At 38.6% G+C, this 25,862-nt stretch carries 25 protein-coding genes and 1 pseudogene; 6 read left to right on the top strand and 20 right to left on the bottom strand.

All coding sequences use genetic code 11. The annotated features are described in order from the left end of the window. Positions 1-29: 29 nt before the first annotated feature. Positions 30-560, top strand: a complete 531-nt coding sequence (locus tag E2R53_RS04330; protein ID WP_206197349.1) for a hypothetical protein — start codon at positions 30-32, stop codon at positions 558-560. A gap of 323 nt (positions 561-883) precedes the next feature. On the opposite strand, the gene E2R53_RS04325 is transcribed toward E2R53_RS04330, so the two are convergent. From E2R53_RS04325 to E2R53_RS04315, 3 genes are all read right to left on the bottom strand, one after another. Then, complete coding sequence (locus E2R53_RS04325) at positions 884-1,159, bottom strand: hypothetical protein (protein ID WP_133310560.1); 276 nt, start codon at positions 1,157-1,159, stop codon at positions 884-886. Between the two features lie 141 nt (positions 1,160-1,300). After that, the gene (locus E2R53_RS04320; RefSeq protein ID WP_133310559.1) at positions 1,301-1,891 is read right to left on the bottom strand and encodes a DUF2441 domain-containing protein; all 591 of its coding nucleotides are present in this window, start codon (positions 1,889-1,891) and stop codon (positions 1,301-1,303) included. Between the two features lie 450 nt (positions 1,892-2,341). Continuing rightward, positions 2,342-2,638, bottom strand: coding sequence for an antibiotic biosynthesis monooxygenase family protein (locus E2R53_RS04315; RefSeq protein WP_133310558.1), 297 nt, complete (start codon positions 2,636-2,638; stop codon positions 2,342-2,344). A 444-nt stretch (positions 2,639-3,082) separates the two neighbouring features. Here E2R53_RS04315 and E2R53_RS04310 point away from each other — a divergent pair, with 444 nt between their 5' ends. Continuing rightward, entirely contained in the window at positions 3,083-3,427 is a 345-nt protein-coding gene (locus E2R53_RS04310; protein ID WP_133310557.1) for a PadR family transcriptional regulator, read from the top strand. Further along, the gene (locus E2R53_RS04305) at positions 3,418-4,689 is read left to right on the top strand and encodes an FtsW/RodA/SpoVE family cell cycle protein (RefSeq protein ID WP_133310556.1); all 1,272 of its coding nucleotides are present in this window, start codon (positions 3,418-3,420) and stop codon (positions 4,687-4,689) included. The genes E2R53_RS04310 and E2R53_RS04305 overlap by 10 nt, the downstream gene beginning before the upstream one ends. A gap of 268 nt (positions 4,690-4,957) precedes the next feature. Here the strand turns inward: E2R53_RS04305 and E2R53_RS04300 are convergent, their stop codons facing one another. From E2R53_RS04300 to E2R53_RS04265, 8 genes are all read right to left on the bottom strand, one after another. Continuing rightward, positions 4,958-5,242: a hypothetical protein gene (locus E2R53_RS04300; protein WP_133310555.1), complete on the bottom strand. Its 285-nt coding sequence runs from the start codon at positions 5,240-5,242 to the stop codon at positions 4,958-4,960. A 21-nt stretch (positions 5,243-5,263) separates the two neighbouring features. Continuing rightward, positions 5,264-5,479: an NUDIX hydrolase gene (locus tag E2R53_RS04295; protein ID WP_165970887.1), complete on the bottom strand. Its 216-nt coding sequence runs from the start codon at positions 5,477-5,479 to the stop codon at positions 5,264-5,266. 242 nt (positions 5,480-5,721) lie between these two features. Then, entirely contained in the window at positions 5,722-6,390 is a 669-nt protein-coding gene (locus E2R53_RS04290; RefSeq protein ID WP_133310553.1) for a DNA alkylation repair protein, read from the bottom strand. Between the two features lie 1,292 nt (positions 6,391-7,682). Next, positions 7,683-8,933 (bottom strand): FtsW/RodA/SpoVE family cell cycle protein, encoded by a 1,251-nt coding sequence (locus tag E2R53_RS04285; RefSeq protein WP_286166063.1) that lies wholly within the window; start codon positions 8,931-8,933, stop codon positions 7,683-7,685. A 6-nt stretch (positions 8,934-8,939) separates the two neighbouring features. Then, positions 8,940-9,347, bottom strand: coding sequence for a PadR family transcriptional regulator (locus E2R53_RS04280; RefSeq protein ID WP_133310552.1), 408 nt, complete (start codon positions 9,345-9,347; stop codon positions 8,940-8,942). Continuing rightward, positions 9,348-9,884, bottom strand: a complete 537-nt coding sequence (locus E2R53_RS04275; protein WP_133310551.1) for a sigma-70 family RNA polymerase sigma factor — start codon at positions 9,882-9,884, stop codon at positions 9,348-9,350. A 231-nt stretch (positions 9,885-10,115) separates the two neighbouring features. Then, the gene (locus tag E2R53_RS04270; RefSeq protein WP_133310550.1) at positions 10,116-11,174 is read right to left on the bottom strand and encodes an undecaprenyldiphospho-muramoylpentapeptide beta-N-acetylglucosaminyltransferase; all 1,059 of its coding nucleotides are present in this window, start codon (positions 11,172-11,174) and stop codon (positions 10,116-10,118) included. Positions 11,175-11,189: 15 nt separating this feature from the next. Further along, positions 11,190-12,068 (bottom strand): LysR family transcriptional regulator, encoded by an 879-nt coding sequence (locus E2R53_RS04265; RefSeq protein WP_133310549.1) that lies wholly within the window; start codon positions 12,066-12,068, stop codon positions 11,190-11,192. A 108-nt stretch (positions 12,069-12,176) separates the two neighbouring features. Between E2R53_RS04265 and E2R53_RS04260 the strand changes: the two genes are divergently transcribed. Both E2R53_RS04260 and E2R53_RS04255 read left to right on the top strand, forming a co-directional pair. Further along, a complete protein-coding gene (locus tag E2R53_RS04260; protein WP_133310548.1) occupies positions 12,177-13,265 on the top strand; it encodes a citrate synthase/methylcitrate synthase in 1,089 nt (362 codons plus the stop codon). 468 nt (positions 13,266-13,733) lie between these two features. Further along, positions 13,734-14,732 carry a L,D-transpeptidase family protein gene (locus tag E2R53_RS04255; protein ID WP_165970886.1) on the top strand — a complete coding sequence of 333 codons (999 nt, stop codon included), beginning with the start codon at positions 13,734-13,736 and terminating at the stop codon, positions 14,730-14,732. Positions 14,733-14,796: 64 nt separating this feature from the next. On the opposite strand, the gene E2R53_RS04250 is transcribed toward E2R53_RS04255, so the two are convergent. Then, positions 14,797-15,390 (bottom strand): YdeI/OmpD-associated family protein, encoded by a 594-nt coding sequence (locus tag E2R53_RS04250; RefSeq protein WP_133310547.1) that lies wholly within the window; start codon positions 15,388-15,390, stop codon positions 14,797-14,799. A gap of 466 nt (positions 15,391-15,856) precedes the next feature. Between E2R53_RS04250 and E2R53_RS04245 the strand changes: the two genes are divergently transcribed. Next, positions 15,857-16,837, top strand: a complete 981-nt coding sequence (locus tag E2R53_RS04245; protein ID WP_133310546.1) for an aldo/keto reductase — start codon at positions 15,857-15,859, stop codon at positions 16,835-16,837. 115 nt (positions 16,838-16,952) lie between these two features. Here the strand turns inward: E2R53_RS04245 and E2R53_RS04240 are convergent, their stop codons facing one another. The 8 genes and pseudogenes from E2R53_RS04240 to E2R53_RS04200 form a co-directional block, all read right to left on the bottom strand. Beyond that, a complete protein-coding gene (locus E2R53_RS04240; RefSeq protein WP_133310545.1) occupies positions 16,953-18,716 on the bottom strand; it encodes a Rieske (2Fe-2S) protein in 1,764 nt (587 codons plus the stop codon). Positions 18,717-19,393: 677 nt separating this feature from the next. Then, positions 19,394-20,728 carry a sensor histidine kinase gene (locus E2R53_RS04230; RefSeq protein ID WP_133310544.1) on the bottom strand — a complete coding sequence of 445 codons (1,335 nt, stop codon included), beginning with the start codon at positions 20,726-20,728 and terminating at the stop codon, positions 19,394-19,396. Then, entirely contained in the window at positions 20,725-21,405 is a 681-nt protein-coding gene (locus E2R53_RS04225; RefSeq protein ID WP_133310543.1) for a response regulator transcription factor, read from the bottom strand. The genes E2R53_RS04230 and E2R53_RS04225 overlap by 4 nt, the downstream gene beginning before the upstream one ends. Before the next feature lie 38 nt (positions 21,406-21,443). Beyond that, entirely contained in the window at positions 21,444-21,857 is a 414-nt protein-coding gene (locus E2R53_RS04220; protein ID WP_133310542.1) for a hypothetical protein, read from the bottom strand. 12 nt (positions 21,858-21,869) lie between these two features. Further along, positions 21,870-23,042, bottom strand: a complete 1,173-nt coding sequence (locus E2R53_RS04215) for an ABC transporter permease (RefSeq protein ID WP_133310541.1) — start codon at positions 23,040-23,042, stop codon at positions 21,870-21,872. Then, positions 23,039-23,725 carry an ABC transporter ATP-binding protein gene (locus tag E2R53_RS04210; protein WP_133310540.1) on the bottom strand — a complete coding sequence of 229 codons (687 nt, stop codon included), beginning with the start codon at positions 23,723-23,725 and terminating at the stop codon, positions 23,039-23,041. The genes E2R53_RS04215 and E2R53_RS04210 overlap by 4 nt, the downstream gene beginning before the upstream one ends. A 1-nt stretch (position 23,726) precedes the next feature. Continuing rightward, entirely contained in the window at positions 23,727-24,635 is a 909-nt protein-coding gene (locus E2R53_RS04205; protein WP_133310539.1) for an efflux RND transporter periplasmic adaptor subunit, read from the bottom strand. A gap of 253 nt (positions 24,636-24,888) precedes the next feature. Then, positions 24,889-25,862 (bottom strand): annotated as a pseudogene (locus E2R53_RS04200) (bile acid:sodium symporter family protein).

The following is a 25,862-nucleotide window of genomic DNA, read 5'->3' as shown; positions in this document are numbered from 1 at the left end:
AATTTATCAAAAAGAAGGAGAGTTTGAAAATGAGCCTATTAGATATTTATTTACAAAAGAACGGAAAAAAACGATACGATGTATACAAAGAAACTGGGATAAGTCAGCAAATGCTCTCGAGTGTTAACAAAAAAAATGTCAGCAGTTATTCAGTCAAAACAATTCAAGCAATAGCTAATACTGTAGAGAAAAGTGAAGGTACAGTGCTGGATGAGTTATTACAATTAGAGAACGAAAATACTTACTTCGAAGTTTTTAATGCTGAAGATTTACTATTAGCATTTAAAAATAAGGAACAGTATATTCTAATTAAAGGCGAATACAAAAAAGAAATAGAAGAATTTGCGAAGTCGCAACTTTCAGATACAGAAACATTAGGTTTGGAATTAGGTTCTGCTGGATTAGTAACTGTATTAGCAGAAGTTATTATTCAATTAGTAGATTTATTCAATAGTAAAGATGATGACAAAAAGAAAATTGAAAGCCAAATCCTTAAGTATAAGCTTAAAAAACTTAATGAAAATGCAATCCTATTGTATTTACGCCAATTAGAGTATTAAGAGCATAAGAAGAAGTGATACTGCTTGGGAATGGTAAGTAAAAGAATGGTAACTGGAGAAGAATACTACCTACCAAATAATGTTAAGGCAGAACCGAAAATACCAAATAAATCCACCTCTGGAGAAGCTCTCTTGGATGGATTTATTTGTTTTACTGCTATTGTAAAAAATATCTCTGTTCCTAAACTAATCTGGCCCGTTAGATCAATAAGAAAAAGCCGCCTGTTTAGGCAGCTGAACTTCAACATAAGCCCCCTTTAGCTGAATAAGATAATTTATTTTAACCAGTCCTTTAGTAAAACCTTCGCCCATTTGAGGTTTTTTTATTTGTCAGTTATAAATATGATCCTATATTCTAAACCCAATTCTTCTTTCACCTTTTCAGTAAGACTTTGCCCGATTGCATTATGTTCATTAATTGGGATTTTCTTATATTGTTCAGTCCATTGAAATAAATCATTGGTAAGATTATCTTTCAATGGAAACTCATCAATATCAAGGTTCCATCCACATAAGCTGCACCAAATCGGGTCAGCCCCAAAATCCGCTTCAAGTTTTAATGAATTGGTAAATTCGCAATTACAAACATTTTTTAACATCAAAAGCCAGCTCCCAAAAATAAAGTATTTTACCTACCATTTATGCAACTACCTGCCCAATTCCTCAATATGAAAATGCGATCACACAGTGCGGTAATCGCCCCTGATTGTTGAATAAAAGATTTTAAGATATCAGCTAGTCTACTTTTCAAATTCCTCTAAAATTTCTACAACTTCTATTTTCCCATTGACTAAAAGCTCTGGTAAATCGTTTTCTTCACCGTTTTGCCAATATTCTTTAGCTTGTTTTATTTTTTGTGAAAAAGGTACCCCATCTTCTTTTGGTAAGAGATTTCCGTTCCCTTCAAATGATTTTCCCTCGACACGCAGTTTAACAATCTGCAAAACTTTTCGATTATAAGACTCGAATATTTTTTTCCATTTCAAAACATCATTATAGGTTTTAGCTGCATACAAACAAGAAAGCCGTGAAGGATATTCAGGATAATCTTGTAGTCTAACCAATTCAACTATTACTTCTCTTACAGCTCTCATTGTTTGATCCATATACTTTACTGCTACTTCTGCATCTTCTTTATTCAACTTCAAGCCATTATCGGAGATACCACTTTTTAAAATTCGATCAAATGTTTCGCCTTTAGCATTTAATTGATTTGTTTCAAAAAAGAACCGGAACAAGGTATTGTATTCGTTATTGTCAAAGTTAATAATCTGACCAAGACTCATTTTATTCTTGGTAACTAGATGGTATACATTTAAGGCCTTGTTCATTGATTTGATTTCCTCCAATGATTTTCAATAATGTAGTTATATACCTGTTCAGATTTAATCATTATCCCTAATAATAACCTTGGCTAGTAGTCAACCGACAATAATTGTCAATCCAGCAAAAATCCCAGCATATATCCTTTTATCCTTTAGAAAATAGTTCCTTTAAATAAGAAGAAATCCTAGATAGCTCAATAAGTATCATATACAGAGTCCCTATATAAATACATCTGCTTTAATTCTTGTTTTGAACATTTCTTACCAGTGACCATTATTTGATGATAAAATCCATCAATTTCAACAATCATTATATTCACGATCGGTTGCTAGCCAACCTATATAGCACTATATAGTTAGAATTTTTCAATGAGGTGTGTGTAAATCTATCTTAAGTTAACACCCCCGTTTGTTGAAGATGCTCACCTTACGCCAACCGTTCGTAAAGTAAAACTTTTACGAAAGATCAACTTTTTGAAAGTGTTCAACTGTCGGGAATGGTTCATAAAAATGATGGAGTTGATTTTTCCATTCTTGATATTCGTCTGATTGTCTAAATCCAACTGTATGATCTTCTAAAGTTTCCCACCTTACTAATAACAAATATTTCCCCTCAGCTTCCATACAACGCTGTAGTTCGTGGGATATATAGCCCTTCATTGCTGAAATAATTTTAGATGCCTTACGAAAAGCTTCTTCATATTCCTGTTCCATACCTTTTTTAACTTGAAGCATAACAGCTTCTAATATCATCAAAGCTCCCCCTCTGTGTCCAATTATAGAATGAATATTTTCACTCTATATCTTCTTTTTATGATTAATAATCCCTTCAAAAAGAGCCCTTCTCTATTCAAAAAAGGAGCCCGATTGTTGAAGATCGTTCTGGAACATCCACGTTGCAAGGTTGTTCAAGAAAAGCACCCGTTTGTTGAATAATCAATGTTTGCTTCATAAACATAAAATCATATCTGATAGGAATTCTTATTGTCTGTTATCCCTTTTTTTACTGAGACCACATTCAACTATTAAAAGCAATTTATGAAAAGAATGTGCTCTAACAATTACTTAATGAATCTTTGTTATATAAAACATGCCTTTTTTCTTTATAGACATATTGACAGGAATTAATTTATATCATAAATTATACATATAATAACTATGCATAGATTTACTATGTATTTGGAAGGTGGACTGTTTATGAAGATAAGCAAAGAATTGCTAAAAGGTAGTACCGCTACTCTTATTTTGAGTTTGCTTAATTCTAAACCAATGTACGGCTATGAAATTATCAAAGAACTGGAATCGAAGTCTAATGGAATTTTTAGTTTTAAGGAAGGCACGATCTATCCCATCCTTCACAGCCTTGAGGAAAAAGAATTAATTGTATCTTACTGGGGCGAAGGGACCGGAAAGAGAAAGAGGAAATATTACAAGATTAATAACCAGGGCAAAGAATTTATTCAAGAAAAAAAAGAAGAGTGGTCCGTTTTCAAGAATGCTGTTGACGAAGTTTTAAGTGGGGAGAAAATCGTATGGGATTAGATAATAAGTTTGAAATGTATATTAGAGATTTGTGTAAACGGATAAAAAATAAGGATGTACATGCCCATATAAAACTGGAAATTAATGATCACCTTCATACGCTCAAAGAGGAGGCCATGAGTACAGGACTTTCAGAAGAAGAGGCTATAGATCAAGCATTAGCACGTATGGGAGATGCAGGAGTTTTGGGAAAGCAGCTTAACAAAACACACAAAGCCCCAATGGATGTGAAAACCTTGCTGCCAGTGCTGACAGCTTCTCTATTTGGGCTACTGGTTATGTATTATTTGCAATTCCATTCGGCTTTTACAGAGCTTCAAGAACTGAAAGTTTTCAATAAAAGTCTTGGCTTCTACTTGTTGGGTGTCGTGCTCATGCTAAGCATATTTATGTTTGATTACAGAAGATTGATGAAATACTCCAAGCACTTCTATGCGGCAACAATCCTCATCCTTTTATTGACCGTTCTCATTGGAGTTAGAGTTGATGATGTGCCATTTTTAAATGTAGGCTTTGCCACTATTAATTTCACCGAAATAACTCCATTCCTTTTGGTCATTGCCTTTGCTGGAATCTTTCATTCCTGGGATTGGAATGATAATCGAAAGTCTTGGTTTGGAATAGGTATGATGTCAATACCAATCATATTAATGGCGACTACAGGAGCCTTCGCAGCTACTATTATTAGCATCATTGTATGCGATGCAATCATGTTTACGTCAAGGTCCAGCCTTAAGCAAACAATAACATTCGCAGTTGTTGCTTCTATATGGCCCATCTGGAAATTGCTGTCTCTTTCTCAGATATACTCCATGGTAAGCTCCTATACAGATCTTAAAATAGGTGAGGCTTATTTTATAGGAAGTGCCCTTCAGGTGACCCCAAGTTTCATTTCTGAGGTCCATACAGATTTTATCTTGGCGTACATCATCTATTCGTTTGGGTGGCTAGCCGCAATCACGGCTATAACCCTGGTTATATTTTTTATTTATAGAATATCGATTACCGCCAAAAGTGTGAATTCACCTTATGGAAAATTGCTTATTACAGGATTGGCAGCAGTCTTTTCAGCTCAGTTTATACTAAGCCTACTGACGAATCTCGGTTTATCTCCACTCACTGGTGTTTCCGTGCCATTCATGAGTTATGGAGGTTCACATTTATTGCTGGAGATGATATCCGCAGGACTGATTCTAAGCGTATATAGAAGGCGAAAAACCAAAGAGACAGTTTTCTTGACTCACGGTCCGCAAAGTAATTAGAAGCAATACTAATGGATTCAATGCTGCAAGAAGCCATCACTAAAAATCTCAGACTATTTGCCAGTCTGAGATTTTTTAATGGACTACTTTATTAGTGATAAAAAAGTGCCAAATCCTTTATACTCAAACCGTTCTTACCGTTGTGGTCTTTCATTACCTTCTTCCACGAACCTGCTACATCTTTTAATAAATTCATTAAAAAATGCGTTTATCCTTCTTGAATTAACGCCACCAATAATGGAATAATCAATTACCCTAATATTTAGACCTATCCTTGCTCTGCTTCTTCCCAGTCTTCAAGTAATGACCAACTAATTTGAGGTTCACCTCTATTAGATTTCATTGCTCCAACAAATACTTTCTCAGTGGATCTACCTTTAAAGAGTCTATAGTGCATAACTATTTCTTTAGTTGTTGCAGAGACATTTTGATTTAAGATATCATCATTGTCAATCAAGGATAATGAGCCCTCTTCACTTTCAATTAAATTTGTTGCACGGTTTACGTCACCAAAAAATACATATTGAATTCTTATTTCCTGTACGTCTTTCATCCTCGTAACAACGTATCTAAGTTATAAATTAATTATGTCTGATCTATTCAATCCCGTTTCTTCTTTTACTTCTCTATAGCAGGCCACAATAGGATTATTCATTTCATTTTCTTCGATATGCCCACCAATAGGAAACAAGTGGCCTGCAAGAAATGAACTATTATCATCTTTTTGCAAGAATAAGATTTGGCCCATTTCATTAATCAGAAATGCTACTGCCATATGTCTAAATCTCAAAGAACTGCCTCCATATCTCTCTGAAAATTTCTTCATATTTAGAATTCAATAAAATAAGCGTCAATCCCTTTCTGGATTAACGCCCCCGTTACTTGAATAAATGCTCTTTGTTAGTTACTCAATACTAAACGATTGAATTCTTTTACTGTTTCAAAGTTATTTTTCGGTTCTAATTTCATCTGCTGCTTAATTTCAGGAATACCGTGTGACCAGCCAGCAGCGGCAAAATTTTTCAGTTGTAACTAATGATTAATTCGTTTGTTAACTTCAATCGTAATGAACTCCGGCAAATAATTGGGAGTACATCCTTTTGATACCATTTCATCTTTGTAAAGACCCGTTTTCTCACCAAGTTTAATACAACGTGCTCGATACTTTTCATCATAAACGCCTATCCAGCCTGCGGTGAAATTCATAGCCCATTGAACTTCCGGCTCTTCCTGCGTAATAGTAGCTTCAATTACAGATAGTAAGTCTGTGGTGTTATCAGGCGGTGTTTGTCCGGTCCATCTCAATCGGCCTTGAAAATACCAGAAAGCTCGCCTTTGAAGAGCAGAAGGACTATTACCCCATGACTCCATCAATGCAATGTTCTTCTTGTCTTTAGTGAGCTGATTAGCCATTAACCAATCCATTAAGTTATTTCGCTCATTAAATGTGTGAGTCTGCATATCCTTATCAAGCTTATTTAGTACATCTTGTGAAAGAAGTTTTTTGTCCATAATTAAGATTGCCAATAGTCTGGGCAAAAACTCTCCGGTTGACCAAAGTTCCATAGCTAATTCGTGATCTTTTTTAATGTCCTTCGCGATTTTTCGCAAGTCGCCTAGCTTAGTTTTACTATTGATCTGAGATAGAATGTTTTCTGCTTTTGATGAGCGTTTTATTTCTGTGCTTTTATTACTATTCATTTGACCAACTCCTTATTAAAGCACTGTTAGTCATTGGCAGGATATATCAATAACTAAATTTCGTTATAAGTCTTATTGCATACAATTGTACCATAACAATGTAAAAGGAGTGATTCATTTCGCCGTTATTTATGGTACGGTTCCCCACTACTAGTGCTAAACTACATCTTCAACAATCTGGCCCGGAGCCTTAAAATTTAATCCGGCCAAATTTTCCTCCCTCTTTAAATGACTAACATAAACACTTGTCTGATATTAATACCAATTATTTCAAAATGTTAGTAAGAATAACAATAACTATTTCATTAAAAGAAGACTTACCTTTTTCCAGATAAGCCCCCGATAGTTTAAGTGCAATACTTCACAATGGTTGAACTAACCTGCCCGTTAGCATAACAAAAAATGTAGCTGCACATTGCAACTACCACAAGAATTATTCTCGTATTTCTTAATAATTTTCTCCACTTTACTCTTTTTCCTTATGCCTAAGATTCTTTATAGCGGTTCTAATGTTTCGCAACATCCCCATATTTTCCCCTGTATATACCCATATTAAAGTGTAAATAATTTGTTGAACCCCTATAACTAAAAAGGCACCTAGTATTACTCCTAACAAAAATGGTGACATATATAATTTCCCCCTTATTTCTCAATTTCTTTCAATAATGCCAATGACAAACCCTAATGCCGTTCCCCTCTTCACTCCGTACACACTAATACGCTTATATAAAACAAAAGTTTCATTGTTTTCTATATCGGCTTTTCCTCTTACACTAACCTGCCTCGTTACTTTAAGTACATAATTTCACAATTTCCTTTAAAATTCAGCTTAGAAATCCAATTTTCTTTAAAGAAGTTGCTCCACAATCTGGTCCTTTTGTAGAAGAACTTCGGAATCCGCTTACTCCGTTAAACTGCCCGATTGCTGAATAACTGTTTTTTCCACTTTGTCATAATCGTTCAAATATGGATTTAAATTCCTTCATAAAACATCACAATAAATAGCACTTGAAATTCAATATATAATATCCATTAGACTTATTAAAGAACCTTGCTAATTTGTATGTTAATTCTTATGCTAATTCGATAAAATTCAGTTATATCAATGTGCTAAAATAGAACAATCGATTAACGATTGTTCTGCAATTTCAATTCCTAATTACAGATTTTGCACCACAATAAGAAACCCGTTAGCATCGTTTCTCAAATTCTTTTCACACTTATTCAACTTTAATCATTTTCCTCATAAATCCAGACAAATCATTTAGAACATAGATGCATTAGATTATCAGTTAACCGGATACCAAATCCTTTCTCCGATAAACACTTAAAACGATTCCAATTAATACAGCATTCAACAAAACCGGCATTAAACCGTAGCTGATAAAAGGCAGATTCATAGCTGTCATCGGGAAAAATCCGAGTACCATCCCAATATTTGAAAATACTTGAATGGAATAAAGAGAAACCGCTCCGATCAGCAGGAGTCTTCCATAAGAACCTTTAATAGTCGGAATGACTGCAGCTATTCTTACTGCAAAGAGCGAGAGCACGATTACAAGGAATCCTGAGAAAAGCCAGCCAAATTGAGAGGTTAAGGCGGCAAATACAAAATTAGTGGCAGCATCCGGCATGGATCGTTCAATTGAAGGGCTGCCGAACCATCCCGCTTCAGATAGAAACTTCCGTAAATGGAGAATCATAAAACCTGATGAATCGGAATACGTTTCTGGATTCAAGAAAGCAAACATTCTCTCTTTTAAGTATCCAGATTGATATCTAAATGATAAGAACATCGTGAAAGTGAGACCAACTGCTGCAGCACCATAAATTTTAAGAATCGTCCGCAGACTGAATTTACTATATCCCAGCATCGCAAATACCATAACCGAGTATAGATAGGCAGATGAAATACTGGGTAAAGTGAAAAATAAGTAAACTGGAAAAAGAAATAATAGTCCACAATGCCAAATTTTAAAATTCTCATGATTAAAAAATGTTGCCCAAGCGAGAAAAAAGAAAGGCAGCGCCGTCAGGCTTTCCAGAGAAAGAGCACCAACAGTTAAAGCAAAGTTCCCGTTTATTGTACTATTTGGAAAAGAATGAATCATCAGAAGGATAATGACCCCCGCAGCATAAAACATCCATCCGCGTTTCTCAAGCTTCCGGTAATCAACCAGCATAAGCGCAAACGCCGCTGCAGCCCCTATTAAAACCATAAACACTTTATTTTGAACGTTTACGAATTCCCCTGAAAATAAAGGCAAAAATCCCAATCCTAAACATACTGCCAATAAGATAACAAGCAGCCAGTCAACTCTAGGACGATGCAGTTTATTCATCTGCTGACCGAGTGATACCGAGCTTCCCATATGATGAACGGCTTTTTCTTCTGCTTTCTCGACTGACAGCCCTTTTTTGATCCATTCCATTTTTGATTTTTCGATGTGATCATTAAGTTCAGCTTGCACAAAATGTTTTGCTTCTTTAGATTTGATTTGAGATGTTACCTCTTCCAAAAATGATCTTTTCGTTTGTTTCACTTTCGATCACCCCTCTAACATTTCCTTTAAAACAAGCAATACATTTCCCTCTTTTGCTTCTGCTTTCTGCAAGAGTTTTTTCCCCTTGTTTTTAAGCTGATAGTGCTTTGAACCTGAATCATTCCACGCAGATCCGATCCATCCTTTTTGTTCCAGCTGATGCAGCAGAGTATATAGAGCACCTTCATTTCCTTCAAACCTTCGTACTCCCCTGCTTCTCAAAAATGCCGTCAATTCATGGCCTGTCTTTTCATAGACAAGCAGGTGAAGAACTGCAAGCAAAATGTCTTCATCTTTTTCTTTTTGCTTCTCTATTTTTTCCCTTACTTCATTCCGGTGCTTCTCTGTGAACGTTAATTCAGCAAATGCTGATTGATCCATCAATTTTTTTAACCTTTTCAGACGATCTTCCATTTATTTCTCCTCCAATCTCTCTTTAAGCAGAACTTTAGCCCGTCTTAATCTAGTCTTTACGGTATTCTCACTTACCCCAATAACAAGTGCGATTTCTTTGATTGGCAAATCTTCATAATAATAGAGGTAAATCACTTCACGATATTTTACAGGCATCATCATGATGACAGATATCAGCTTAGTATCTTCTTCTTTTTGAATGACCATCTGTTCAATCGATCCCTTTGCAGAACTGTTTGGTTCCAGTTCGCCGCCAGCCGTCTCGACATTCTTGTAATGCCAGCTTTTCAGAAAATCTTTGCATTGATTGATGGCAATACGCCAAAGCCAGGTTCTCAGCTTTGATTTTCCGCTGTATGTATGGAGAGATTTATAGCACTTTACAAATATATCCTGCGTTAAATCCTCCGCAGTCTCTTTATTTCTGACGTAAGAGTAGACAAGCTGCAGGATCTCCTGTCCGTAGCGAATCATAATTTCATCAATCAGTCCGTCTTTATCTTCAATTTCCAATGCTTGTGCAGCCCATTCTTCCACTTTTGCCCCTCCCTTTCATAGATTTAGACGATACTCCTGTATGAAAAGTTTGACAGATTGATATTTTTCATAAAAAAACGGCTGGGCCGCTGCCAAACCGGAATAATCTTTATTAATCATGACACATGTTCTTGCATTCATTTATCCATTCAAATGAGCTATGATATTGTGACCTTTACTAATAAATTTTAATAAGGGAGCATCAATAGCTCCCTCATTTTCACCTTATTCTTATCTGCCGTTTATCTCCTCAATCAGGATGCCAATTGCATCTTTTCGGTCAAGCGAGGTCATTTTCTGCTTCATATCATCTCTTTTGCTCTTTAAATCAGCCAGATGTTTCACCAGCGTTTCTGCAGATAAATGCTCTTCCTCAAGCATCATCGCATATCCTTTTTCCTGGAACGATTTTCCGTTTAATATCTGATCTCCCCGGCTTTGATTTTTCGTCAGAGGGATGATGAGCATTGGGATTCTTAGGGCAAGGAATTCGAAAATAGAATTCGATCCGCCTCTTGTAATCACAAAGTCTGTTGCGGCCAAAAAATGAGGGAGCTCATCATGAACATATTCGTATTGTTTGTAGTCCTTCTGATTCGCATAGTTCTCATCGACGTTTCCTTTTCCGCATAAGTGAATGATCTGATAGTCTTTCAGCTGCGGCAATGCCGCTCTAATTGTTTCATTAATTTTTTTTGCGCCGAGGCTTCCGCCCATCACTGTTAAAACCGGGCGCCTGCGGTCAAACCCAAGCAGCTCAATTCCTTTATACGGAGATCCCTTTAAGATTCCCCTGCGAATCGGTGAACCGATGGCAGCAGTCTTATCTTTTGGAAAATAGTTCAGCGTTTCTTCAAACGAAGTAAAAATTTTAGTAGCGAAACGCTGCGCGATTTTATTGGCAAGTCCCGGGGTCATATCGCTTTCATGGATCAGAACAGGAATTTTCAGTGATTTTGCTGCAATGATGACCGGTACGGAGACAAATCCGCCTTTTGAAAAAACCAAAGCAGGTTTCAATTTTCTGAGTACTCTTCTGGCATCTAAGCAGCCTTTTAATACACGAAAACCGTCTTTAACGTTTTCAAAATCGAGATATCTTCTCAGCTTTCCGCTTGAAATGCCATGATAGGGAATCGAGATTTTCTCAATCAGTTCCTTTTCGATTCCATTTTTCGAACCAATATACTGGACGTCCCAAACGTTTTGATCGAGTTCATCAATAATCGCAATATTAGGCGTGACATGCCCTGCTGAGCCGCCGCCTGTAAAAACAATCGTTTTTTTCATAAAAATGACCTCCTGCTAAATTCTGAACTGAGAAAGAAATGCTAAAAATTCTTTTTGCTTTTTATGTGTGTATTTCATGATGGCATATGTATGAGCCTCCGGCAACGGAATAGATGGACAATCGAGCTCCAGGAGCCTTCCTTCTAGCATTTCTCTTCTTACTGTTGAAGCAGGAAGGAACGAAACGCCTAGTCCTTCCACAATAAACCGTTTTGTAATATGAATCTGGGAAACCTCCATCATCCGAATGCCTGGATAATTCGCTTTTACTGCTCTGCATAGGGAGTCCCAGTACACAGGATGATTATGTGTAAGAAGGTAATTTGATGTTAACACCTCTTCTTCATCCATGGGCAGCGCTCTTTCAGAATCCATTCCATCGTGAGGGGCGACAAGTAAAACCTTGTCTTTGTACAGAAGCTGACAATTGATATCCGGATGAGTGCTTCCCAAACAGGACAAACCCAGATCCACCTTATCATTCCTCACAGCCTCTTCAATTTCACTTGATTCTATAATTTTAACGGAAATTTCTACCTGAGGATACTGATTGCAGTATTTTTTCAGCACATAAGGAAGAATGGTATCCGCAATCAGCGGGGAAATGGCTAGAGTAAACTGCGATGTAAAGCCCTGCTGAAAGGACTGCAGATTGACTAAACCGTTTTGATACACAGCCAGAAGCTCCTTTGCATGCTTCAAATAAACCCTTCCCTCTTCTGTCAGTCTAATCTTACGGCCATCTCGCTCAAATAATCGAACTCCAAGTTCTTTTTCCAGGAGTTTGATATGAACTGAAACAGAAGGCTGGGATATATAGAGAATCTCCGCTGTTCTTCTGAAATTTTCGCATTCTGCAGCCGTGACAAACGTTTGAAGCCAAGTGAATTCCATAGACTCCCTCCTTATTAAAATACTTAATCAATCCGTTTATATATATTTAATTTTCTTAATACTTATTATTTTATAAAATAGAACGTACAAAGGGAAGGAGAGATTTTTATGGTGATCAAAGGATTAAAGGGTGTTGCGGCTGCTGAAACAGCCATCAGCCATATCGATGGAGTAAATGGCCAACTGATATACAGGGGAATTGATGCAGGGGATTTGACGAAAAACCATTCATTTGAAGAAGTTTCATATTTACTGTGGCATGGTGAATGGCCTGACCAGCACCAGCTCATTCAGCTGAAAAATGAACTGAAGAAACAGCGCGGGCTTCCTGATTATATAGAAAATCTGCTGATCAGTCTTCCAGCAGAGATGGATTTTATGAGCGTTTTGAGAACAGCGGTTTCAGCAGCCGGTCCAGCAAATAAAGAAAAGCCGTCTTATTCAGATGCGATTCGTTTAACGGCGATGATGCCGACAATCATCGCATATAGAAAAAGTCATTTAGAAGGCAGAGCATTTGTCCGCCCTTCCGCAGAGCTTGATCATGTTGAAAATTATCTTTATATGCTTAATGGAAAAAGGCCTTCGGAGTCTCAGTGCAAGGCTCTGGAAACCTACATGATTTTAACAATGGAGCATGGAATGAATGCTTCAACTTTCTCAGCAAGAGTCACCGTTTCGACCGAGTCTGACATTTACTCCGCTGTGACCTCTGCTATTGGCACGATGAAAGGACCGCTTCATGGAGGAGCCCCTTCTGAAGTGATTGCGTTTTTAGATGAAGCGGCCAAAAGCGCCGATATTGAAAAACTGATTAGGGAAAAACTAAATCGCGGCGAACGATTAATGGGTTTTGGCCACCGCGTTTACAAAACGCATGACCCAAGAGCTGTGGCTTTGAAAACCGTTTTACTCGAAAATGCAGGAAAAGATGCATGGCTTGATCTATCCATGAAAGTGGAAACAACGGCTGTTAACTTGCTGCAAGAGCTAAAGCCGGGAAGATCGCTGTACACAAATGTTGAATTCTACGCTGCAGCCATCATGAAATCCATTCAAATGGAATCTGAGCTGTTCACCCCGACGTTTACAGCAAGCAGAGTTGTCGGATGGACGGCTCATGTTCTGGAACAAGTTGAAAATAATACGATTTTCAGGCCGGAGTCTGAATATATTGGGAGATTGCCTGTTAAATAAACTAGATGCAACAACCTTTACAAAAAAGCTGAATAAAGTCATCAAAGGCACCCGTTTATGGGTGCTTTTTGGAGTGCAAAAAAACTACACACTGCCACTTAATAATGAATTAGCGCTCCCAATAGCGTAAGAAAAATGTATTGAATGGAAAGTGAAACTTCCAATGCCAAGTTGCTTAATAAAATCAGCTGAATAACTGTCGATGAAATTATCAGATAAACCTCTACTTACAAGTTCGGCTTAAGAATTCCTGTACTACTTCTAAGTCCATATCTCTTCCCTCCGAACCCTAATTAAACACAACCCTAATTCAACATTCCTTCCTGTTCGCTCAAAACCATTTCGTTCAAAATCATGAAATTAACTCATTCTTTTATTTGTATATTTATTTTCAAAATATTGTTAATTTATGGAACAATTTTGAAATACACTTCGTTATATAGAGTGAAAACAGAGTGAAAAAGGGAGATGGTTACTGTGATAAAAAAAGTGTTTATTCTTTTTTTGTTATCTTTTCTTATGATGTTCAGTATGGAATTGAGTTCTGCATCTGCAGCAGGAAGCAAATTCATCATCATCAATAAGAGCAATAATCAGCTGGCCTATTATGAAAACAGTCAGCTGAAAAAAGTGTTTAAGGTGGGCACGGGAAGAAGTCAATCACTTACACCAGAAGGAAAATTCAAGATTGTGAATAAGATTGTGAACAGACCTTACTATAAGGACAACATTCCAGGCGGTGATCCGCGTAATCCCCTTGGAAACCGCTGGCTGGGATTAAATGCGAGGGGAACATGGGGTACGACGTATGCCATTCATGGCAATAACAATCCGGACTCAATTGGCGGATATGTCAGCAGCGGCTGTGTTCGAATGTACGACAATGAAGTAGAATGGCTGTTCAGCCAAGTGCCGACAAACACACCAGTAATCATTACTTCTTCAGGTAAGTCATTTGATTCTATTGCTGCCTCGTACGGATATAAAACGACTCCTGGTTCACCCTCTGTTCCTGCAATAAATAATGGCTCGATTCTGAAAAAAGGGAGCCGAGGTCCTGCAGTAGAAGAGCTGCAGCGCAAACTTACTTCTCTTGGCTTCTCCACCAAAGGTATTGATGGAGCGTTCGGAAATAATACAGATCAGGCAGTACGACAGTTCCAAAAATCCCGCCGCTTAACAGCAGATGGTATTGTCGGTCCAGCAACAAGAAAAGCATTATATGGTACAAAGCCATCGACTGCACCATCCGCTGGAACAGTCAGCGGCACTTTAAAAATAGGCAGCCGCGGAACCGGAGTAAAAACACTGCAAAGTGCACTTACTGCAAAAGGCTACAGCACTAAAGGTGTAGACGGAGTATTTGGTCCTAACACAGAAAAAGCAGTTCGTTCTTTCCAAAAATCCAAAAACCTGTCTGCAGACGGTATCGTTGGGCCTGTTACGAAAAAAGCATTAGGAATATAAAGATAGAAAACCTAGGTAGATGTTTAGATTACCTAGGTTTCTTTTCATTTTTCACCCGAATATACTAATCATTTAATCCCTTTCCATCAAGAATTTGCTGCATACATTTTTCAACCCTTGATTCTCGGGTTTTGGATTGTTTCGCTTGAGAAAAATAAAGAATGTAGGCTCTTTGACGTCCCGGCGTCAATGCTTCAAAAGCCGTTTTCAAGGCAGGGTTTTCATCAATTTTAGTTTGAAATTCTTCAGGAATAATGAGTTCTGTATTCTTTTTAAAATCCACAACCAAACCGGCTTTCTCAACTTCGATGGCTTCTTCAATATAGGCTTTCAAGGTGGTTTCCATTTCAGCTATTTCTTGAACATTGGTGAACCGAATCTGACGAGCCGCCTGTACATTCTCCGTTTGTTGGATGAGAATCCCCTGGGAATCCTTCATCAAGGAACCTTTGTGAAACAGAAGCGCACAATATTCTTTAAATCCATGAATTAAAACTATGTTTTTTTTCTCAAACGTATAACAAGGAACACCCCACTTCAATTCTTCAGTCAGCTGACAGTCAAGAATGATCATTCTTAATTTCTCAAATTCTTCCTTCCACTTTTTAGCTTTACTTAAAAATTCATCAACCTTAGGATTCATACTACTAATTGTCACAAATGAACACTCCTCTGAAATTTATCTGTCAGCTGATTCCCTTATCAAAATAGTAAACTCCTGTCATAATCAACCGAATCATTTATCTAAGCCAAAACTTCTACCGTTCGGGCACGAATTTACAGGTTATAATTATGTGCTATATATTCATGCAATAACTTCCCTGTTATTACCTTCTAAAATAAAGATTATGTCCTTCAGAGATATACCTCAAACTCATCCGCTGTAAAATTATTTACTTCTACAAATAAGATACAAACTCCTTCTGCCATAAAACCCCCTCTTCTCGAATAACTTACAATTTAATAAGCTACCTTTAAAATTTCTAGTGAGTAAGAAGGCATTAGAGAATTAGGCAGAAACTTGATAGTAATTGGATATGGGTTTCTTTATTATTTATGTCATAATTAATTGTAAATAGGTCACGAAAAACGTGGCAAATATACAAAAAGAGAGGAACAACGAAATGGAGTATGTGAAACTTGGTAATACTGGATTGGACGTATCTCGACTTTGTCTTGGATGTATGGGTTTTGGGGACGCAAACAAATGGCTTCACCAATGGGTACTTAACGAAGAAGACTCTCGCCACGTCATTAAAAAAGCTCTGGCATTAGGGATTAATTTCTTTGATACAGCAAATGTGTACTCACTTGGTACAAGCGAGGAATATCTTGGACGAGCTTTGAAAGATTATTGTAATCGTGATGAAGTTGTAATTGCAACTAAAGTACACGGCCAAATGCATAAAGGTCCAAATGGTTCTGGTCTTTCTAGAAAAGCAATTATGAGTGAAATCGATAAAAGTCTTAAGAGATTGGAAACTGATTATGTAGATCTTTATATCATCCATCGCTGGGATTACAATACCCCTATCGAAGAAACAATGGAAGCATTGCATGACGTGGTGAAGACTGGAAAAGCCAGATATATTGGTGCTTCTGCCATGTACGCTTGGCAGTTCCAAAAGGCATTACATGTAGCAGAAAAAAACGGCTGGACTAAGTTTGTGTCCATGCAGAATCACTTAAACCTAATTTACCGTGAAGAGGAAAGAGAAATGCTGCCTCTTTGCAAGGAAGAGAAAATTGGTGTAACCCCATACAGCCCTCTTGCATCAGGGAGATTAACGCGTGATTGGTCAGTAACAACGCATCGTTCTAAGACAGATCAAATTCAAAAATCAAAATACGATGCGACTTCGGCTGCTGATCAATTAGTTGTTGAGCGAGTATCATCCATCGCAGAAAAACATGGTATCCCTCGTACACACATCGCACTTGCATGGTTACTGCAGAAGGAAACAGTCACAGCTCCTATAATTGGTGCTACAAAAATATCTCATCTTGAAGATGCTGCAGGTGCTTTATCAGTGAAGCTTACCCCTGAAGAAATTGCGTTTCTTGAAGAACCATATGTACCACATCCAATAGTTGGTCACAACTAAGTGTTTTTCTGATAAATAGAAGTAGATAATATAAGAGGAAAATAAATATTTAAAAGAAAATCTCGCTTGAAATGGACCAAGCGAGATTTTACTTCCCCTTTTACATTATTCAAAATCATGCATCTTCAAATAATTTTTCTCCTCTGTGAAGGCGCATGGCAATCCTTGCTGTATGCGGCATTTCTCTGGCAGTTGGGGCATGGCCTGCCAGATAACGTGTTACTGCTATAATTAACGTTTCCTGTGCATAACCAGCAAGCTTCGACTCCTCCTTTTCCCAATGTGCATGCTCAACTATAGCCGCTTCAAACATTTGAAACGTGTGAAACTCTGCATCCTCTCTTAGTAATGCGTGTCCGAGTGTATTGAAGAGTTCACTTTTATTCCCTCCGTGTGCAAGGTAATTTACTACCCATCGTGCTGATTCTGCAACCTGTTGTTGTTGATTCATTAAATCCAATAAATCATTAGGATTATACTGCTCAGCTTCTGCATCTTTCGGCTCCGGTCTTCGTGCAGATGGTAAATTGAGAAAACGATCTTGATAGACACTCATTGCTCCATGGAATACTGCCCGGGTTAATTCAGGTGTGGTCGAGCGACGTAATGATTCATGTACTGCATGGGCGTGAGTAAAAGTATGAAGTACGGTAATCCAATCTCTAAAATCATTTTGTACGTGGAACCGGGAAATTCGTTCCGCAGCAGCCAATGCTACTAGCTGGGCCAATCGGACAGGGGAAACTCCACTTTTAAGGGCATTCACCATCATATTTACCGTTTTTAAAGCATCATCTGATAAAATTTGTTCAACCAATGCTGCATCATCCACTACAGTTTCCTCTATTAATAATGCATTAGCTAGAATATCAGGTAACTCCTTGAATGCCTCCATTAATGGTTTGACCAAGTTCACGGGTGATTGCCAGCTATGAGATTCTTCGCTTCGGGATACATTGCCGAGACCAGGCAGCAATGATGATAATACAAATGGCCGGTGCTCATAACCAATTTGATCAAGAATCTCGAATGCTTTATTATGAAAATCGAGCGTATGCCCTGTATTTATATAAAAATGATCAGTGATGGCTGTCATCATCATGTCAGCAAGCTGCTCGTTGGAGAAGCCCAATTCAATCGCAGTCAACAGAACTCTTTCTGCGCCCTGCGAATCACGAACCTCTGCACAATGGCGATACCATTCTGATAATTGTTCGAAAGATTGGGCATTCATTTTATCTGTGACAGGAAGGGAACCAAGTAAAAAGCGTGTTCCCCTTCCAGAACTTTCGCGTGCAACATGAACGAGACCTTGGAACAATGCTAAAATCTGACCGGTTTTATCTAATTTTGGCAATACGTTTGTCATTGCAGTTAAAATTGTCAATCCAGAGCCCCAGCCGCTTTGATGATGTATCGTTCCAAAAGCGATGCCAATCTTTACAATCTCAGTCCTTGGAAAACCAGCTTCCAGCAAACCGACAACCGATTTAGCGATGACAAGACTTAAATTTTGCTCAAGACCTTCACGTAATCGCTGCCTTAATTTTTCGATTGTTACTTTATTATAAGGAACAGGGTGTACCCAAACCTCATCTTCCTTTATCTCGACAGGATAAGTAGGGACATCATCTGCCCATGGATCCAAGGTTCCGCCGCTTTTTATATCAAATCGAGCATGGTGCCAGTGACATGTTAAAATCCCATCACATAAACTTCCTGTATGGAGGGGAAAGCCCATATGCGGGCAACGGTTATCCACCGCATAAACTTGTTTTTCGTGAACAAATACTGCAATTGCATGACTGCCACCTTTTATTACCTTCGCACCTTCTTCTTCAAGTTCCGTTAATGAACCTGCATAAATGAATTCTGTCATTAGTATCACTCTCCCGGAAAATAGAGTTCAAAGAACAGCTTAGTAAGGAAAAATACAAAAATTGTTATCTATTATTTTATGTTATTTATGGAATTAAGAAATCCTTCATAAGTTGAGATTTTTTTCATCCAAAAGTCTGAAATTTGTGAAGAAAAAATCGGCGAAAAATCTCTAGTATTCTTTGGTACCCATATAACTAACCCTATAATTTAAAGGTAACTATTTTTGTTATATTTCAATGTTTTAATAAAGCACAAAAAAAAAATGTCCCATAAGCTAAGCTTTTGGGACACCTTTTTAATAGGAAAACATATGATTGACGCAACTCACATTGTACTAGTATCGATCACAAATCGATACTTCACATCTGAAGCTAAAACCCGTTCATGTGCTTCGTCAATCCTGGATTCATAGATGTGTATATGAAATAAAGGGGGCTTTCTATTTGCAGAATTTCTCTTCATAAATCTAATTTAAATGAAAATACCAAGTGCAAACCTTCATGTGGCCTATAACCGAAAACAATAAGGGCATCGTTAACTTTTTTCTCTCAAGCTTATATAGTTTCCATTGTGAGTGACAATAATGTGGTCAAGAAGCTGAATGAAACGGTAAGGTAATCATTAAAGAACGACAAGGAACTCCAAGAAAAGAAAGAGTTCCTTATTTTAATTTAATCACTTTTTTTCGACAGGCAGTTCTACGCAGAAAACACTCCCCTTGCCAGGTTCGCTTACCACCGAAATTTTCCCGCCATGAATTTCGATGATTTTTTTGACAATGGATAATCCAAGGCCTGTGCCCGGCATTGTGCGTGATTTTTCCGCTTTAAAAAATCGTTCAAAGATTCTTTCCTGGTCTCTTTCTGAAATCCCGATTCCGTTGTCGGTTATGGAGAAATAAACCCGGTCATCCCCAGTTTCCAGCATAAGTTTAATCGTCCCTTTTTCAGGAGTGAATTTTAAGGCATTTACCATGAGATTTAGCCAAATTTGCTGCAGGAGTTCTTCATCTCCTGTAAATGATACCTTTTCAAGCTCCACACGCAACTGAATTTTCTTATTTTCCCACAGATCCTGCAGCAGTAAAATGACTCTGCGGATCTGTTCATCAAGCTCAAAAGTGTCCCTTCTATGAGCAACTGCCTGATGATCAAGCTTGGAGAGCCTCAGCAGATTGGAGGACAGGTTTGACAGCCGTTCGCTCTCTTCAATAATGATGTCTGTATACTCTTCCCTCTCTTTTATTGATAAGTCCTTCTTTTTCAGCAATTTCCCGAATCCATGAATAGAGGAAAGCGGGGTTTTGAATTCATGGGAGACAGAGGATACAAACTCTTTGTGAAGATATTCATTTGATTTTAGTTCCTGCACCATAATATTGAAGTTCTTAACAAGGTCGCTGATTTCATCTTTCCCCTTTTGATGGATGTGTATATTAAAATTCCCTTTTGCAACTTCTACTGAAGCTTTAGAAATAGCTTTAATGGGCTTAACCACCATAGAAACCGAGAGCAGTATCAGTAGTGATCCCATAATAATTGCAGTAAGGAGCACCGTTTGTGCTGTTTTTTGAAACCTGACAATCTGATTATTGTGTATGTCAGGAAATATAATGACATACTGTCCTTCGAGAAAAGCAGCAGAAACGGGCAGAGGATGCCGGCTTTTTAATTCTTTTGTTACAATCATCCCCTGCTGCAGCTGCCCAAGCTCACTCTTGAAAGCAGAAAATTGTCCGGCCTTTGACAACTCTTCCCGGTTCTTAAACACCTTAATTGTAAGGTCCTGCCCATTGAAATACTGGATAGCTTCCTGAAGAGGAATTTTCTTTTCACTGACGAGTGAATCAATAGCAGTCAATTTGTCTTCCAGCTGTTCTTTGACCATTCCCTTTAAATCTTCCAGCTGAAAAGCCGTTACGGCGCCCAATGACAGCAGGGCTGATACTATGAGAATGCTGATGAAAATAAGGACAAACCTGACATAAATGGAGGACATCAAACCTTTCACACATTGCCTCTTTTCTCTGCTTTATACCCTAATCCCCACACAGTAACGATTTCAAAGTCTTTTATGGCCGAAAGTTTTTCACGGAGACGTTTAATATGGACATCGACAGTCCGTTCACTGCTTTGAACATCATATCCCCATATTTCATCCATTAGCTGCTGCCGGGTAAATATTTTTCTGGGATTTGACAACAACTTGTGAAGAAGCTGAAATTCTTTGGATGGCAATTCAATAACCATTTCACCAGACGTGATCGTCATCTGTTCCTGGTTCAATACAGTGCTTCCTATTTCAAGAATTTTCGAAGCGGAAATTTTTGCTCTCCGCAAAAGAGCTGCAATCCTTAAAAGCATTTCTTCCATATCGACCGGTTTGACCATATAGTCATCACCGCCTGAGGAGAATCCGTTTTTCTTATCTTCAAATGTTTCAAGTGCAGTAATCATCAAAATGGGAAATTCAAATCCGGATTTCCTCAAATCACTTGTCAGCTCTAAACCGTCCATAGCTGGCATCATGACATCCGTAATTAATAGATCAATATGGTGGCTTTCCATGACTTTCAGTGCATCTTCACCGTCAGATGATTCCAGTACACGATACCCTGTATTAACAAGGTGATCTCTTATGAGCCGCCTTATATTTGCATCGTCCTCAGTAACCAATATGGTTGCCATTCTTCCACCGCCTGTAAAGTACCTGTTTTTTTCCTATTCTATCTGTGCTTTTTCAGTTTATAAAGTCGGAATGAGCTGAATCCAATGACAATAGTACCCATAATCATAGCGCCTGAAAGCACAATGTTCAACCCTTTGGGAGGTGCAGCAGTTCCCGCCATTTCAAGCATTTGATCTGGTATTCCCATTTCTTTTGCCTGTTTTTCAAGCTCTGGAGTTAATCCCCCATTCTTCTGTACTTCTTCCATAAATTGCTGAACCTCGACCCTTTCAGTGGTTTCAGGCACAGGAGGGAGTCCTCCTGCAGGCATCTTAGCCATAGGAGGGATACCAGCAGGGCTTTCAGTTCCCGCTTCACCTGCAGGACTCATTATGACGGGCAAGACAGAGAGAACAATCACTATCCCAGAAAGGACAATTAAACAAATGTAAAACCATTTCGATTTAAACATACCATACCTCCATCAGTTGCTTCTCAGCGCATCTATAGGATGCAGCCTGGAAGCCTTCCTTGCCGGAGCAAATCCGAACAAAATTCCTATCCCCGCTGAGAAACCTACTGCAAGAAGGACCGTAGAAGCGGACAGGGAAAAACTTGTTCCCATTATGCTGCAGACTAAAAAGGCTATCACAACTCCTGCCAAAAGTCCGATAAGGCCTCCGAAAAGAGAAAGAAAAACAGATTCAAATAAGAACTGCTGCTGAATTCTTTTCGGTTCTGCTCCAAGCGCTTTTCTAAGACCAATTTCAGCGGTCCTTTCCGTTACAGAAACAAGCATCATGTTCATAATTCCTATTCCACCAACAACAAGTGAAATAGAAGCAATACCGCCAAGCATAAGAGTCATCATGCTGGTAATTTCATTAATGGAAGAAATCATATCACCCATATTCATGATCGAATATCCTTCATCTTTATAGTTGAAGGCTTGATGCACGACCCTTTCCACACCGCTCGTTACCGCTTCTGAATACTTGGAGTCATCCATATAGATATCTGCATTAGAAATAGATTTAGTTTCAAGAAATCTCATGGCTGTTGTATATGGCATGATCACTGTTTCATTGGTGGATTCATTGGAGTAGCTGTCCGATTCCTGAAGAGTCCCGATAATCTGAAAGTTCACACCGCCAATCTGCATCTTTTCACCGATTGGATCCTTGCCCCAAAAGAGCTCTTTCACAATCCCTGCTCCAATTAAAACAACTTTATTCTTGTTTTCAATATCCAGCTTATTAATCGCTCTGCCTGCTTCAACCAAATCTTCGGTTTTACGGAAATGGACCTGATTTTTCCCCTGGATAGAAATTTCCTCCATTACATTTTTAGAGTAGACGATAGAACTTTTTCCGCTAAGTGTAGGAGAAACGCCTGAAACATGATTTAATCCCTCAAGTTCTTTTATATCACTGTTAAGCAATCCCTGCTTGAAGGCGGTTCCCTGCACCTGCACGGTGACTTTATCGGCACCAAGAGAGGACATCTGTTCGGTCACTTCCCCTGTTGCTCCTTTGACAATGGTAATGAGGGCAATAATGGACGCTACCCCGATTACGATGCCTAATATCGTGAGAAACGAACGCATTTTATGGTGGATAATATTCATCCAGGACATCTTAAGATTCTCAAAAATCATGATGGTTTCACCTCGCTGAGCTCTCCATCTAAAATATGGAGGATTCTGCTGCTATTTTTGGCCACTTCCATATCATGTGTAATCATGATAATCGTTTTACCTTCTTCATGCAGCTCACGAAAGAGCATCATAATTTGCTGGCCGGTCTTTTGATCAAGCGCTCCGGTTGGTTCATCAGCAAGAAGAATGGAGGGTTCTGTCACCAAAGCCCTTGCAATGGCTACCCGCTGCTGTTGACCTCCCGACAACTGATTGGGCAGATTCCTTAATTTCTCTTCCAGTCCTACACGGATCAGCATTTCCTCAGCACGCTTTCTCCGCTCCTTTGCAGCTATTCCAGTATAAATAAGAGGAAGCTCTACATTTTGAAGAGCATTCAGCCTGTGAAGAAGCTGAAATTGCTGGAAAATAAACCCGATTTCTTTATTCCGGATGCCTGCGAGTTCACTTTCATCGAGATGGTCAACCTTTTTGCCGGATAAAAAGTACTGGCCGGCTGTTGGCTCATCAAGCAGTCCAACAATATTCATAAGCGTTGATTTCCCTGAACCAGATGGACCAAGCACAGATATGAATTCACCTTTTTTAATTTCCAGATTAATCGCTTTTAATACAGCCTGTTCGTCTTCCCCAACCTGATAGGATTTTGAAAGATTCTCTAAACTAAGAATGGATTCACTCATCTTATTGCCCTCCCTGAATGCCGCCGGGAGCCATGCCTTCAGGTCTTGGCGGCATAAATCCGCCTGAGGCCGATGCCTGTCCATCTGAAGGGATCGCAACTGTTTCTCCTATATTTAAACCTTCTGTAATTTCAACATGATCACCGTCATTTATCCCAGTTTTGATAGATTTTATCTTAGGAGGACCATCTTTCACTGGAATAAGGACATACGGGTTATCATTTCCGTCAAACTGAACGGCTTCCATCGGCAATGTTGGAACATCAGATGCGCGTTCATTCAGAATTTTGGCTTCTGCACTCATCCCGACACGAATGTCTTCTTTTTCTTCAAGATCAGTTATAGCGGTGAAAAATGCCACTCCGTTTTCATTTGCTGCTTCTTTCGAAATGGAAGAAATAACGCCTTTCACTTCCATATCCAGGGCAGAAATGATGACATTTACTTCTTTGTCCACAGCAACACTTTTTAAATCATACTCATCCACCTTCATACTCATCTGCAAATTGGCATAATCGACAATCTCTATTAACTCCGCTCCAGACATAACCTGGCCGTTCTCCTCTGCAAAAACGGCAGATATTTCTCCATCTATAGGAGCTTTTATCTCCTCGCCGTTTGAAGTTTCAAGAAGGACATCCTCTTTCTTAACAACATCCCCAGTTTCCACTTTCATTTCCCCAATTTGTAAGGCTGTTTTACTTCTGACAGTCTCGCGTTTCTCTGCTGCAACTGTTCCTGAGAAAGTGTAGTATGAAGAAAGATTGCCAGTTTCTACAGCAACCTCTTTGTAAACTTCCTGGCCCCCCCTCATAATGAACGGAGCTGCTGCGATTCCTGCTACAAACAATCCAATGATCGTTCCTATAACTATTTTGGTTCTCTTTTTTTTCTTTTTAATACTCATCATTTATCCCTCCATTATGTGATGAGATAAAATTACATCAGAAATATGAACTGATTATGAATTTTCCAGTAAAAAATTGATAACGTTAATGATAAGATAGCCTGTTTTAACTGTGTTACACACTCAGTTTAAAAGAATGAGCTGTTTCTGGTTGAAAAATTAAGGACACTATTCTAACTAAGAATATATTTATTTATAATTAATTTAAAAAAGCCATCTAATTCATAAACGAATTAGATGGCTCCTTTCCTCTTTTTCACATTTTCACATCTGCCGGCTGCTCAGACCACTCTTTATTGTCCTCTACAACTGGTTTCTTTGACCAAAAGGTCGCAAGAATCGGGCCGGAAATGTTATGCCAAACGGCTCCAAGTACACTGGCAGTGCAGCAAGCGGACCTAGATGTGCAGTGGCGAGCGCAACCCCAAGCCCAGAATTCTGCATGCCGACTTCGATTGAAATCGCTCTTCTTGTTCCTTCATCAAGTCCTAGTAATCTTGCAGTCAGATATCCCAGCAACAACCCAAATGAGTTATGAAGTATGACTGCTGTGAAAATAAGAAGTCCTGATGAAGCAATGCTGTCTACATTCGCAGAAACGACTGCGGAAACAATAATAATAATGGCAAGCACTGAGATCAGCGGAATCACGGTAATGCTTTTATCGACAGCTGCCGGGAAAAATTTACGGATCGTAATCCCTAAAATAATCGGAATGATAATGACTTGAATGATCGACAAGAACATGGATATGGGATTAATCGGCATCCATTGTCCTGCAAGCATCAGTAAGATTAATGGTGTTGCAATAGGTGCAATTAACGTTGATAATGACGTCATCGCAATGGATAATGGAAGATTTCCTTTTGCTAAATATACCATTACGTTAGATGCCGTGCCTCCAGGAACAGATCCTAATAGAACCAATCCAGCTGCTAATTCAGGCGGCAGATTTAACGCATAGGCCAGCAAAAATGCGACTGACGGCATGATCACAAATTGGGCGCAAACCCCGATGATGACCGGAATCGGCTTTGTTGCGACTACTTTAAAATCTACTGCTTTGAGTGTTAATCCCATTCCAAACATGACAATGCCGAGTAAAATTGTAATGTACCCGTTCAGCCAAAGGAATGGATCGGGAATCAAAAAGGCGATAAGCGCGGCGCAAATGACCCAAACGGCAAAATACTTTCCTGCTATGGTGCTGATGGCTTCCAGTACTTTCAT

Origin of the sequence: Peribacillus frigoritolerans, assembly GCF_004358755.1 — a bacterium.
Classification (GTDB): domain Bacteria; phylum Bacillota; class Bacilli; order Bacillales; family Bacillaceae; genus Bacillus_P.
The sequence above is the reverse complement of the archived record's forward strand: the minus strand, read 5'-3'. Positions and strand labels throughout refer to the sequence as shown.